General features: G+C 52.8%; 12 protein-coding genes. 11 read left to right on the forward strand and 1 reads right to left on the reverse strand.

Annotated features, from left to right (window positions below):
- Positions 1 to 172: 172 nt before the first annotated feature.
- The 7 genes from JUF11_RS08155 (at position 173) to JUF11_RS08185 (ending at position 8,911) form a co-directional block, all read left to right on the forward strand.
- Positions 173 to 1,021, forward strand: a complete 849-nt coding sequence (locus JUF11_RS08155) for a glycosyltransferase (RefSeq protein ID WP_204119162.1) — start codon at positions 173 to 175, stop codon at positions 1,019 to 1,021.
- Positions 1,014 to 1,277, forward strand: a complete 264-nt coding sequence (locus tag JUF11_RS08160) for a hypothetical protein (RefSeq protein WP_204119163.1) — start codon at positions 1,014 to 1,016, stop codon at positions 1,275 to 1,277. The genes JUF11_RS08155 and JUF11_RS08160 overlap by 8 nt, the downstream gene beginning before the upstream one ends.
- On the forward strand, positions 1,274 to 2,233 hold the full coding sequence (locus JUF11_RS08165) for a glycosyltransferase (RefSeq protein ID WP_204119164.1): 960 nt from the start codon (positions 1,274 to 1,276) through the stop codon (positions 2,231 to 2,233). The genes JUF11_RS08160 and JUF11_RS08165 overlap by 4 nt, the downstream gene beginning before the upstream one ends.
- A gap of 15 nt (positions 2,234 to 2,248) precedes the next feature.
- Positions 2,249 to 3,109 (forward strand): accessory Sec system glycosyltransferase Asp1, encoded by an 861-nt coding sequence (asp1, locus tag JUF11_RS08170; protein WP_204119165.1) that lies wholly within the window; start codon positions 2,249 to 2,251, stop codon positions 3,107 to 3,109.
- Positions 3,110 to 3,311: 202 nt separating this feature from the next.
- Positions 3,312 to 6,059 (forward strand): YfhO family protein, encoded by a 2,748-nt coding sequence (locus tag JUF11_RS08175; RefSeq protein WP_204119166.1) that lies wholly within the window; start codon positions 3,312 to 3,314, stop codon positions 6,057 to 6,059.
- Positions 6,060 to 6,068: 9 nt separating this feature from the next.
- Positions 6,069 to 7,064: a hypothetical protein gene (locus JUF11_RS08180; protein ID WP_204119167.1), complete on the forward strand. Its 996-nt coding sequence runs from the start codon at positions 6,069 to 6,071 to the stop codon at positions 7,062 to 7,064.
- A 74-nt stretch (positions 7,065 to 7,138) separates the two neighbouring features.
- A complete protein-coding gene (locus tag JUF11_RS08185; RefSeq protein WP_204119168.1) occupies positions 7,139 to 8,911 on the forward strand; it encodes a glycoside hydrolase family 2 protein in 1,773 nt (590 codons plus the stop codon).
- A 124-nt stretch (positions 8,912 to 9,035) separates the two neighbouring features.
- Here JUF11_RS08185 and JUF11_RS08190 read toward each other — a convergent pair whose 3' ends face one another.
- Positions 9,036 to 9,593 carry a TetR/AcrR family transcriptional regulator gene (locus JUF11_RS08190; RefSeq protein WP_204119169.1) on the reverse strand — a complete coding sequence of 186 codons (558 nt, stop codon included), beginning with the start codon at positions 9,591 to 9,593 and terminating at the stop codon, positions 9,036 to 9,038.
- A 122-nt stretch (positions 9,594 to 9,715) separates the two neighbouring features.
- On the opposite strand from JUF11_RS08190, the gene JUF11_RS08195 reads away from it, so the two are divergent.
- From JUF11_RS08195 to JUF11_RS08210, 4 genes are all read left to right on the forward strand, one after another.
- Positions 9,716 to 10,585 carry an SDR family oxidoreductase gene (locus tag JUF11_RS08195; RefSeq protein ID WP_204119170.1) on the forward strand — a complete coding sequence of 290 codons (870 nt, stop codon included), beginning with the start codon at positions 9,716 to 9,718 and terminating at the stop codon, positions 10,583 to 10,585.
- A 337-nt stretch (positions 10,586 to 10,922) separates the two neighbouring features.
- Complete coding sequence (locus JUF11_RS08200; protein WP_204119171.1) at positions 10,923 to 11,792, forward strand: NAD(P)H-binding protein; 870 nt, start codon at positions 10,923 to 10,925, stop codon at positions 11,790 to 11,792.
- Positions 11,793 to 12,196: 404 nt separating this feature from the next.
- Positions 12,197 to 12,439, forward strand: coding sequence for a hypothetical protein (locus JUF11_RS08205; protein WP_204119172.1), 243 nt, complete (start codon positions 12,197 to 12,199; stop codon positions 12,437 to 12,439).
- Positions 12,440 to 12,539: 100 nt separating this feature from the next.
- Positions 12,540 to 13,445: an ABC transporter ATP-binding protein gene (locus tag JUF11_RS08210; protein ID WP_204119173.1), complete on the forward strand. Its 906-nt coding sequence runs from the start codon at positions 12,540 to 12,542 to the stop codon at positions 13,443 to 13,445.
- Positions 13,446 to 13,447 lie beyond the last annotated feature (2 nt).

The raw sequence follows: 13,447 nt of genomic DNA on the forward strand, positions 1-13,447 counted from the left end.
CCGCACTGAACCATCGTCCCAGACGTATTCTGAACTATCTTCGCCCATGCGATTACTACCGATGCATGGCGTAACAGACTAGACCACTATCAAGAATTCGTTATCATCGTTGCACTTGACTTGAAAATTGAGGGATATTGAAGTCGCGCTTATCGGCGATGGCGTGGCGGCGATGCCAAATGATTTATTCCAAGCGCCACGCGGATTGGTCGTGCGTCAGCTGAACTATCAGCCCAGTCGTGGGGCTGGGGTGGCTCGGCAAGTCGGTATTGACCACACAGCAGGTAACTATTTTATGTTCATTGACGCCGACGATGAGCTTAGTGATGTTTTCGCGTTGAGAGACATGCTGGCGCCGACGCGTGAGCATGATCATGACCTGATCATTGCGCGCTATACCAAGCAACAATACCGGCGAGATGGGTTTAATTATGCGCTGTCAGCTAAATACGATTGGAAAGCGGCCTATGGCAAACTGTATCACCGCGAGTACATCAAGCGGATTGGGCTTACTTGGCACCCAGATTTGCGGATCTTCGAGGATACCTATTTTGTGGGATTGGCCTGTGAGCTGGCCCAGGATCGCTTTTATCTAGACAAACCGGTGTATGTCTGGCTGTGGAATCCTAAATCAACCGTGCGTAAAAATGGTCACGAATTCGATCATCAGCTGCATACTTGGGCGGAATCTAACCGCTATATTTTGGAAATATTGCGGCAGCAAAAGCCCTCGGTTTGGCCCCGTGATTTCTATGAATATATGGCCGATTTGTTTTACCGGGAAAAACAGCATCCAGCTGTCGATCCGGACGCCTTTATTGCCGAACACACGAAGCTCTTGGTTGAAAATCGCAGTTTGTGGACCGATGAAGGGCAAGAGCAAGTCAGAAAACTAATCATCAGAGACAGCGAACCTGGCGGTAGACGGGTCGGCTGGTCCACTGCTGGGATGGAAAAATATTTGTCAGTTCAGATAAAGCTGCTAAGGCATGCCTTTGATGAGGCGCAAAACCATGCATGAGGCCAACGTGAATATCGGCATTTTGTTTCAATTAGATGACGGTGCTGATTTTGACCGGAGGCTGGCTTCTGTCTGCAAGGCAATTGGAGTAAACTTAAATTGTGTGAAAGTGCTTGCAACAAATGACGGCAGCGCTGAGCTGGCCCAAATGGTGATTGCGAATCACCCGTGGTGGCAAGTAAGCATCAATAAAGGTAAGACACGGCTAGTCGAACTGGCCGCGGGCGATTTTAACAACTTGGAGGAACAGGTATGAACAAGCGGGTCAGTCTTATTATCGCTATGGAATCGGCTTCGGTGCATGATTTGGCTGTGCCGTTATCATCCATCAACAATCAGCTAGGGGTGGATTTTCGCGAGATTGAAGTGCTCTTGATTGATAACGGGCGCTATCAGTTGGAAGATTTGGAGCCGCTTCGGGTGTTCAACCACCTGACCTTCCGTTATATCAAGCCGGCAAAAATTTGGTCTTGGGCTAATGCCTTTCAGCAAGGCGTGATGCTGGCCACGGGCAAGTACGTCGCCTTTCTGGGGCCGAATTTTCAGTTCAATGCCGTCGATGTTTTGCAGCAAGTGCTGCAGACCATTACGGCCCATCCTGAAGCACAGCTGATTTCCGGCCTGTTGATGCGCCAAGAGATGAACGACGATCGCAGCTATGCCTATAAAGTTGAGTCAGCTAACCATCTATTGAGCGGCCGCTTCATCAACCGCAACTTATTGATGCAAAGCCAGATCAAATTCGAAGACTTTGGCGTCTATACCGAGCAGTACGTGGGCCAGCAGATTGAAGCCATCGCGCAAGCCCCACGCAAGCTGGAAAGTGTCGTGGCTGTGCAGTTTATGGGTCGGGCGCTACCGGAAACGGTGCTACCGCCGCAACCTGAAACCCTGCAGCTGGAATGGGTGCGGATGATGACCCGTTTTCTCACGCGCCTGCGGAGTTTAGCCCCTGATCAGTATGTGCCGACTTTGGCCAAAACCATCGTGCGGTTCTACTCACAAGCGGGAGGAGACGCCGCGATGACGGCACAGATGGCGGAGCTGACGGCAGTGCATGCGGAAAAATGGCCCCAAATTATGGCGTTTGTCGATGACCTGCGCGTTAGCGACCTGAACCCGGCCGCGCCGTGGAATGCCGCGCCGTCTCGATTCAATGCCTATTTGCAGCGGATTTCGCCGCTAACGGCGCATGTTTCCGTCAACGCATAGCAGGGAGGAAACGCGATGCAGGCGTTTTTTGTCACAGGCACGTTAGCGGCGCCGCCAGCGGCCGTCGAGGCGGCGCTGTACGAAAGAGTGAAGGTCTTTGCTACACTAGGTGTGCGCGCGACGATTGTCACCCTGGGCGATTCGCCGACTTGGCCACAGGTCGTCGGCGAGTATGGGGTGCAGCCGGAGCAAGTGGTTTCCGTCTTCGATCAAATTCAGCAGGTGCCGGCTTTAGCAGTTGCGCCTTTCATGGCGGCCAAGCTCGCTTTTCCGAGTGATTGGGCAAAACTGGGTCAAGCCGAGGGCGATGAGTATCACCGGCAGGATCAGTTGCGGGCGAAAGTGTGGCGCGATGAAGCCGGCCATGTCGACGCGGTGGATTACTTCGATGAAAGTGGGACCCGCTCCCGCCGCGACCTCTATGATTGCCGCGGCTTTCTCAGCCAGGTGCGCCATTATGCCGAAAGTCACTTGCGGCAAGTGACCTACTTAACGCCGCAGGGACAGACGGCGGCGACACAGGATTTTAATCAAGGCGGCCTGCTGACCCTTAATGCGACCGGTGCGCAGTACGCCTCCTTTGCCGGCTTTGTCCAAGCAATGTTGCAACCGTTGGCCAATACCGGCGCTTTGATTATGGCGGAACGGCGCGAGTACGATGCGGCTGTCGCGCAGCTCCAAGGCGTCAAGCATGGGTATCGACTGCGTGAGGGCAATTTGCGGATTACGCCTCAGGCGGATGATGTGATTATTACCAGCCAGTTTCATGCCGAGTTGCCGCAAGCCAAAGTCTTCGATGAAGATCGCGCTGATGTGCAGTTGCAGCGGGGTTGGCAGCGGATTCTTGAGGCTGAAGGAGTCATTGAGCAACAATGAGATTTAAAAAGTGGTCAGCAATGGCCACTTTTTGAATCTCGGTGAAACTGAGCCGCTCAGTGATTAAATTTTGTTGGCGTCAGGCCTAATAAAAGCGCTACATTGCGAGCCAAAAATGATAAAATTAATTTATAATAATTAATCAGTGATGATTAGGGGAAGACGTAGCGCGGTTGGGGGGCCGAGCTACGGAGGAGGACTTATGAAGGCGGTTCGGCGGGTTATTGGGCCAATAGGGTTGTATCTTTTCGTGATCGTGGCGGCGGTGGGCGTCGCAATCATCGGGCTAAAGGTTAACGGGATTGCCCCGTTTGGTCCGCACACGATTTTGCGGCAGGACTTGAACCAGCAATATGCCAGCTACTTTGCCTATTTGAAGCGGAACTTTGGCGACTGGCAGCAGTTTCTCTATTCGAGCAGTATGACCTTGGGCGGGAATATGTTTGGGCTGACCACCTACTACTTGCTGAGCCCATTCAATGTCTTGTTGTTCCTTTTTCCCTTTAGTCAACTCCCAATTGCGGTGGCCTGGATGGCCGTGGCGAAAAATGCCGCTGCTGCCGCCACGATGCTGGTGCTGGTGCGCTATTTCAACCGCCACTATGCGCTGAAGGTCAATGTCCCACTCCAGGTACTACTTGCGTTATCCTGGGCCTTTTCCGGATGGATGTTGCATTACTCCATGGATTTGATGTGGCAAGATACCGTGATTTTACTGCCACTGGTGGTGCTCGGGGTGGAGCGTTACATTACCCACACCAAGTGGGCCTTCTACTCGGTGATGCTGGGGTTGTCCTTGATTTTGAATTACTACATCGGCTACATGGTGGCTCTGTTTTTGGTGCACTATTTTGTGCTCCGCATGGTCATTCAGTGGCGCATTGCTGGGTGGCACCTCAAACAAATTCTGCTGAAACTCACTTATTTTGGCGCGATTTCGCTGGTGACGGTGGGGTTGGCATGGGTGATCATTTGGCCAACCTTGAAGACCCTGCAAGGCGTTAAAGGCACCACGGCCTATCATTTCACCTTGACGCATACGTGGACACTTTATCGGATGCTGAATAACCTCTTCAACCTGACCTATACGCCGATGAGTTGGAACAATCCTGGCCCGGAAATCTATACTGGGGTCATTGTGATGATTCTGCTGGCGGCCTTCTTCTTCGCTAATCGTATTCCTGCACTCATTCGGGTGGCGACCGGGGTGACGTTAGTGCTGCTGGCGCTGGAGTCATTGTTCGATGGGACGAATACCGCCTGGCATGGCTTCTCCAAACCAGTGGGATTTTTGCAACGCTGGTCCTTTGTGTTTGGGTTTTTGTTTATCTTGATGGCGCTGTTTACCTTTGGCCTCATGCGCGTGAGTGCCAGAGCGGCGCGCTATCTCTTCTTAGTCGTCGTGTTGGTCGCGATTATGGTAGCCTTTCATCAGGTCAGAATTTTCAGCTACCAAGGGGATTATGCGGTTAATCAATTTACCAATGTGACCTTCGGCTATAATGTGGCGATGATTGCGGTGGGGGCCTTAGTTTTGACCCTCTACTTTGCTCGGCCCAAATGGCAACGGGTGACGGGTGTGCTGGTGGCAGTGGTCGGGGTGACCGATTTAGCGGTGGCCACGGTTTGGAGTTATGGCCACCAGCCCACTTACTTCAACATGGCACGCTACTCGCGGGAAGTGAAGGGCACGAACGCGGCTGTGGCTTGGGTCAAGCAGCATGATCAAAACGACTTTTACCGGATGGAGTTGAACTATCAGCGCGATCGCACGACGCCAATGGAATTCGGGTTCAATGGGTTGACCCATTTCAGTTCTAGTCAGCCTCATGCCATTAATTTCATGATGCAAACGATGGGCTACCTTTCTAGTTCGCCTTGGACCTCCTATGATGGTGGCTCGACGCGCGCGGCCGATAGCTTGTTTGGCATCAAGTACCTTGTCGATGGCCCCGCTGGCGTGACGAACCAAGCCAGTCGCCTGGTGACCCAAGGCCTCAAGCCTTTGGCCAATGTGAATGGCTACCATATCTATCAGAACCCATTGGCGCAAAAAATTGGGCTAGTCGCTCCCACCACCGCCACCAAGGTGAAGTCAACCTATAAGTTCATCGGGGTCGCGAATGTGGGAATGGTTTACGGTGATTTAAGTGGCGTCGATAACATTTACATGCTGCGCGGTGGGGTGAAAGAAACCAAACGGGATTTGAAGACCCGCACCGTCAAGATTTCGGTGCCCGGTGGCGGGGTGAACCGACCGCTTTACCTCGAGCTGCGGCATGATAAGCTCTACACCCTGACACCGGAAACTCGGCCTGATGTCGTGGTTTTAGTTAATGGTAAGAAAATTGTGACCGATGGTACGGAAACTGAAAGTGGGGTCATTCCCCTGGGGACCTATCCCGAGGGCCAAACCATTACAGTGACGCTGAAGGTGCTAGACTACACCAAAACGCAAAAGAAATTCGATAAGAAAAAGCGCGTTACCCACCTGCCGAAATACAGTGTTCTCGTGGGTTATCAGGAGCGTTTTGATCAGGCGCTGAAGCAAATGAGCCAGCAACCGGTCAACCTCAAGCGGCTGAAAACCACCCACTGGCGAGGCACCGCCACCGCTACCAAAGCCAATCAGTCGCTGATTATGACCTTGCCTTACGATACGGACTGGCAAGTCACAGTGGATGGCAAACCGGTGAAAGCGCACAAGTATCTGGAGCTGATGAAAATCAACCTGAAGACCGCGGGTACGCACCACGTGGAACTGAAATATACCTTCCCCGAGTTGCGACAGGGCCTCAAGGTCAGCATGGCGGCCAGTGTTGGTTTGGTGATTTTGCTGATTATCCAAGCGATCACGGTTTGGGGCTGGCGCATTCGCAATCGGCACCTGGAACGAGTGGCGAGGGCCAAAGCACCGCTTTTTGACGCCCATTTCTTCGATTATCGTTAGGAGGCTACCATGAGTTTATTCAAGTCAAAACAGCCAGTGCAGGCGGCAACTAATGGCCCTGATTACTATTTTCTTGATCGCATTGCCCCAACCATTTCGATTGAGGCGGCGGCGCATTTGAAGGCCGTGAAGGCGGCGCTGGCTGAGCGGCCGGTGACTGTGTTGTCTGGGGGGCTGGATCCGCGAGCCAATGATAACTTCACGCTGTATCGCGACAAGGGTCATTTCTTTGCCAAGGGCACGCCGCATGAGAACTTCTTTGCCGAACTGCATGGCCATCGCGAACTGAAAAATCAGCCGCTGACTGCATTGCCGCTGGCAGGCTATCTGGGCGATTTGCAAACGTTTGAAGACTATGCGCGCAGCGCCACCGTTTACCATGACGGGGATGGCCAGCCAATTTACCGGGTGGATCGGGACGAACGCGGCCGGGTCTGTGCCATCAATTATTTTGCCGGCGGCCAGCCGGTGCGGGTGGACACTTACGACCAGCATCAACGACTTTTGATGTCCGAGCAGTTCGGGGCCACGGCCAATTCGGCGCAGCTGGTGGATGGCCGCGATGCGCCGACTGTGCACAGCATCATGAGTCGCACCTTGTATTCAGAGGCCGGGCGGCCAGTGTTTGCCCAAACTTTCTCGCCGTCGGAGTTGTGGTTGTTGGATGACCATGCAGTGCCGGTGCGGTTATTTCAAACCGAGGCGGCGTTGATGGCAGCGTGGCTGATGGATCATGTGGATTGCCACAACCATTTGTATGTCGCCGCGGACACGCCAATTTTTGCTCAGATGGCTAGCTACGATAAACTGCGTGAGCACCTGATTCCGATTGTGCAAGATAAGCTAGATTCTGCGGTGCTCGCGGGAACGCCATTCACGGAAATTCTGGTGAGTGAGGGCTTAAATGCCGGCGACTTCACGGAGTACGCTAACCAGATCACGACGATGCCCAACTGGATTGGGTTCAAACCCACTACCGGCTGGTCGGTATTCAAACATAACTAAATCATGGCCGCAAGCAAATTCGCTTGCGGTTTTTGGGTGCTGCTGGGGTACACTGGCATTAAGAGGTGATGACGATGTTAACGCCATGGGGGGAAAAGCTCAATCGAGATCAGCCACTGTCTGAATACCCGCGGCCGCAGCTGCGCCGGGAGCAGTGGCTTAATTTGAACGGCCAATGGGACTATGCGATTACGGCGACCCTGACGTTGCCCAAGCAGTGGGCGGGTCAGATTACTGTTCCTTTTTCACCAGAAAGTGAACTCGGTGGCGGCTTGCCACCGCTCCAGCCAACGCAAACCTTGTGGTATCGGCGGCAGGTCACGGTACCGGTAGGGGCTGAGGGCCATTGTTTATTACACTTTGGGGCGGTAGATCAGTACTGCCAGGTCTTTGTGGACCGGCAAAAGCTGGTCACGCATCGTGGCGGCTACTGGCCTTTTAGCTGTGAGCTACCGGCTAGTACTTGGGGCAAAACGGTTGAGCTGATCGTGGCGGTGCAAGATCACAGTGACCAAAGCGATGAAGCCACAGGTAAGCAGCGCCTGCAGCCCGGGGGCATTTGGTATCCGCCGCAAAGTGGCATTTGGCAAACGGTTTGGCTGGAACAGGTGCCTGCGACTTACATCTCCGACCTGACGTTATCGCCGGATTTGAGTAACGGGCAAGTGACGGTCAAGGTGACCTTGAATCACGCCACCACGGACACGTTAGCTGTGACCGTGTCCGCCCAGCAGCAAACTGTGGCCGCGGCGACGACTGCCGGCGTGGCCGTCACGTTGACTTTGCCGGACAAGCACCCATGGACACCCGAGGACCCGTTTCTCTATGAGGTGACGGTCCAAGTCGGACAGGATACCGTGACGTCGTATTTTGGCCTCCGTAGTTTTGGGCGCGGGGCTGATGCCAATGGCCAGACCGTCTTTTTGCTGAACGGTAAGCCTTATTATCAATCCGGGGTGCTGGATCAGGGTTATTGGAGCGATGGGCTTTACACTGCGCCCAGTGATGAGGCAATGGTGGCTGAGCTGAAGCGGATCAAGGCCTTGGGCTTCAACATGATTAGAAAACACATCAAAATCGAGCCGCTCCGCTGGTACTACCACTGCGACCAGCTGGGCCTGTTGGTGTGGCAAGATTTCGTGTCCGGTGGTGGTCCGTATTCGCCGTGGGTGATTCAGATTTTGCCGTTCATTGGCATCACTTTGAAGGATACGCATGCAGGCTTTGGCCGCCAGTCCCCAGCCGGCCGGGCCGTTTATCACCGCGACCTGCAGCGCACAGTTGCGTTGCTAAAGAATGTGGTCTCAATTTGTACCTGGGTCCCATTCAACGAAGGTTGGGGGCAATTCGCCACGCAGGCCATCACACAGGAACTGGCGGCGCTGGACCCCACGCGTTTAATCGATCAGGCTTCCGGCTGGCATGACCAACACGGCGGGGATTTTCGCTCTTGGCATATCTACTACAAGCCATTTCATCTCCATCGTGATCGATTCGGCCGGATTCAGGCCCTCACCGAATTCGGGGGTTACAGTTTGCCGTGGCCAGGGCATGCCCCGGAAAAGGCGTTTGGTTACCGGTATTACCATAGTCGGCAAAAGTTAACCGCTGCGCTGGTCAAGCTGTACCGCAAGCGGGTCCTGCCAGCCATTAAGCGCGGGCTAGCAGCCAGCATTTATACCCAAGTCAGTGATGTCCATGGCGAGGTGAACGGCTTATGGACCTTTGACCGCCGAGTGATGAAAGTGGATGCTGAGGCGGTGCGTCAGGTCAACCAAGCGCTGCAACGGCGCTTTGCTGATGTTCACTCACGACTAAGACCGGGGAGAAACAAAAAAAGCATTTGACCAAATGGCCAAATGCTTTTTTTGTCTGCCGAGGCAGGATAGGTGGCAACCACGGTAGGTTAATTGCGGGCAAACTCTTCCGAACAGAGCGCTTAAAGCTCAGCTGGACGAGCCTTAAGCCCTTCTAATCACGGCGCATAATGCCGTTCAGTAAGAGTTCGCGCACCTCATCGAAGTCGGTTTGGTCCCCATGCTGAACGCCGAGTACATACTGGCGAATAGCATTGTAGATGATGGCCATGATGATGGCCGGGCTAACCGGGCGCAAAATGCTAGCATCGATTGCGGCTTGTATCATCTGGGCCGGGTTCTGGGCATCAGTGATCGTGTGAGTCCACTCGGCATTGGGCAGCGCCTTGATCTGGTGCAACAGCTCAAACGTGTCGAAGTGTGTGCTGGCGAAGGCGTACATCGCGTCAATGTACTCGGGCACGGCGGTCGTCAGATCCGCATTCGGCGTCACGTGCTTGGCAAAATCCTGTTGGACTTCAGTCTGAGCATTGACATACAACTGGCGAAGCAGGTCGTCTTTGTTTTTGAAGTAGATGTAGAGGTTGGACTGAGCCATGCCGACCGCCTTGGCCACCTTGGTTGTGCTAATGGTTGCAGCGCCGTCGCGCAGAATCAGCGCCTTAGCAGCGGCGAGAATTTTGGCGTATTTTTCCGAATCTTTTGTTTTCATAGCATCATTTTAACTAAGAAAAGCTGAAAGAACAAGGTTGACAAAAGATAGAACTATCTTTAAACTGAAACTCGTCAATAAAGATAAGACTATCTTTTATAAAAACTGGAGGCTCTCACACAATGAAAATCACATTAACTGGCTCGCTGGGTCATATTAACCAAATTACGATTCCGGCGCTTGTCGCCGCCGGCCATCAGGTTCAGGTCATCACGCATAGTGAAGACCGAGTGGGCGCAATTCAAAAACTTGGCGCTACGGCACTAGTGGGGTCGATTGAGGATGTGTCTTTCTTGACCCAAGCGTTCAAAGGGAATGATGCGGTGTACGTGATGCTGACAGGCATGGGCCCAGCCGGTGGCGACCCGGTGGCGTTGGGGGAGATACAAGGCACGCGTTATCGGCAGGCACTAGAGGCTGCACAGGTACCATATGCGGTTAATCTGTCCAGTGTGGGGGCGGATCAAGGCCCAGAAGTTGGCGCACTTTATGCCTACCACCTGATCGAAAACGAATTGAAGCGTGCCTCACAAACACGCTTCAGCTTCATTCGGCCTGTGGGTTTCTTTGATAACTTACGCGCCAACTTGACCCAAATGCAGACGCAGCACATCTACACCAATAACTTTGGCCCGGACATCCAAAGCGCCTGGACCGATCCGCGTGATATTGCGACTGCTATGCTTGATGCGTTTAAGGTAGTGCCGCAGGCCAACGCAGTGCGCTATGTGATGAGTCAATGGTTAACCGGTAATGAGCTCATTGCTGGGCTCGCGGCCGGATTGGACCTGCCTGATTTACGGTGGGTGACCATCACGGATGATCAGAAAGAAGCAGCACTGGTCAAAGCAGGAATGCCAACGCTGATTGCGCACCAGATGACTCAGATGAGTGCGGCCCAAAAGACCGAGGCGTTTTACCGGGATTTGCGCGCCCACGAGCCAGTGCATGGAATCGTCACGTTGGCGGCTTTCCTACAGACGTTGAATTAAACGTGATGTGTTGGCAAAAGAGACTGTGATGGTCATTGAAAAATGTCGGTAAAGCTGGTTCCCAGTCTAGGGGGGACCGGCTTTTGTGATGGAAGAATGCTCGTGTTTTTAGGTTTTGGGTGCAATATAGTCAGTCAAATCCTGGGCTAGCGCTGGGCGTCATCGAGCCATCTTGTTTGGCTGGGCCGGCGTGTCTGAGTGAATATAGAGATCGTAATTGGTCGCCGTTAGTGGTAAGATTAAATCATCATGTTAATAATAAAGTAACAGGACGTGGCACTCTGTTGGTTCGCCATGTCCTGATGGTTTGAACGTAGCGATTAAGGAGGAACAGTTGATGAAATATCTTGTTACTGGTGCGACGGGTCATTTGGGCCAGCAGGTGGTCGCCGACTTGGGTGCCCGCGTTGGTGCCGCATCAATCACCGCGGCCGTACACACCCCAGCTAAGGCGGCGGGGCTTGCGGCGCAAGGCATCCACGTGGCCGCTTGTGATTATCGCGATGTCGCCATGATGACGCGCGCCTTCACCGGCCAAGACGTGGTGGTTTACATACCCAGCAAGACTTACGATGTTTTGCAGCGTATCACGGAATTCGAAAATTCACTTCAGGCGCTTAAGCAGGCGGGAGTGCCGGCAGTGGTGTTCGTCAGCTTTTACGCTGATCAGGAGCACAATCCTTTTGTGATGGCGCCATACTACGGCTACGCGCCGCGCCGGTTGGCCTCCAGCGGGTTGAATTATGCGGTCATCAAAAATGCTTTGTACGCAGATCCGTTGGTACCGTATCTCCCAGAGCTAATTGAACGCAAGGCGCTGATCTATCCCGTGGGCAACCAGGCGATGAGCTTTATCACCTCGGCGGATAGTGCAAAAGCCATCGCCACCTTAGCCACGCGGCCTGAGTTGCTCAATCAAGGGCAAACCTACACGCTGACGCAAACGCAAAGCCTAACGATGCCGGCCCTCGGCCAAATCATGACCACAGTGACGGGCCACGAAATCGGCTATGCACCGGTGACTACCCAAGAATTTGGAAGGATCTACGCGGCTGAAGGGGATGGGGCAGAACTGGCCAGCATGTATGCGGCTGGGGCCATGGGATTGTTAGACCAGGTCACCACCGATTTTCAGACCATCACTGGCTCCGAGCCCAAGAGTATGGCGGATTTCTTAACCCGCCGTTATCAGCCTACTCAGCAGTAGCCTTAGCTGACAAATCAAGACGCAAAAAAGCATTTGACCAAATGGCCAAATGCTTTTTTGTCTGCCGAGGCAGGATAATCGATTACAGCTTCTGGTGGTAGCTAGGCAAATATTGTCAATCCGTCTCAACATAAATCCAAACGTATCAAGGTATTTGAGCAAAACATCTTGATGTAGTGCTGTGAAAGTCGGTAAGAATTGATAACTTCTGCAACAAGGTGCAACACTTAAGCTCCCCGTAAATACTATTGGATAAATCGTACAATCGATTTATCTGCAATTAGTGATGTCTGAATTCTCAAAAGTGCCCGAATGGGCAACCAAAGTGTGCCCGTTTGGACGATGCCAAGGCGGTCAGTTCTCGGTATGCTGTATTCATCAAATGAAACGAGGAAAGAACCCTTATGACAAAACAATACCAGTTGAAAAGTACAAGGCGAGATGGCAACCCTACTACCACCAAGATTGGTCATTCATTGAAAAATACTAACGATCGAATTGCTGAAACTGTGGTTAACACTCACAAAAAAATTGAAAGAAATGTAGTTGGTGCATACAAACGAATTGAGGGCGCATTTATCGATCGCTTTTTAGAAGAAGTTCCCGAAGATACCGAAAAGAGAAAGACAAATGATGGTAAAGCGTGAAAACTGCCCGAACGGGCAATGAAAGTCTGCCCGTTCAGACGATGGCAACACGCACTATCCATAGTATGCTAGGTTCATCAGTTAATTGCAGGAGGAAAACATGACACAAGCAGCATTAAAAGTCGATCATCTTACGAAGGACTTTGGCCACGGCCGCGGTATCTTCGACGTCAGCTTCGAGATTCATCCCGGCGAAGTCTTCGGGTTCCTCGGCCCTAACGGTGCCGGCAAGACCACGACCATTCGCCATATCACTGGTTTCACCAAGCCGGGTTCCGGCTCCGTCAGCGTACTTGGCCTTGACGCCACCACTCAATATAACCAGGTGATGAAGCACATCGGTTACTTGCCAGGGGAGATCGCGTTGCCAGTGAACGTCAGCGGATGGCAATTCATTCACACCATGCAACAGATGCGCGGCGTCAAAGATGACACGTACTTGAATCAGTTGCTTGAGATGTTTGACCTCGACCCCAGCGGCAACACCAAGCGCATGAGCCTGGGCACCAAGCGTAAGCTTGCCGTGGTCACCGCCTTTTTGGCCGATCCGGAGATCTTGATTCTGGACGAACCGACAAGTGGGCTTGATCCGGCGATGCAGGCACAATTCATTCAGTTCATGGTGTCTGAGAAGCGGCGCGGTAAGACCATCTTGCTTTCCAGCCACATTTTCCCAGAAGTCGAAGCGACCTGTGACCGCATCGCGATCATCAAAGACGGTAAGATCGTGTCGCAAGTTGATGCCAATAAGCTCCAGAACAAAGACGTGAAGACTTACGAACTGTTCTTCAAAACGGTACACGACCGCGACTTGGCGGCCAACGAGCTTGGCGGCGCTAAGAGCAAAGTTGGCTTGAAGGTGAAGGTCAAAGCGGCGGAAGTCGGTGACTTCTTTGCCAATCAACTAAAAGGCCGCCACATCACGAAGTTGGTTGAAGACAAGTTCGACCTTGAATCCTACTTCATGAACTTCTACCGCACCGACAAGGTCTTCAAAACGATTTAGTG

Source organism: Lacticaseibacillus suilingensis, from assembly GCF_016861845.1.
Lineage (GTDB): Bacteria > Bacillota > Bacilli > Lactobacillales > Lactobacillaceae > Lacticaseibacillus > Lacticaseibacillus suilingensis.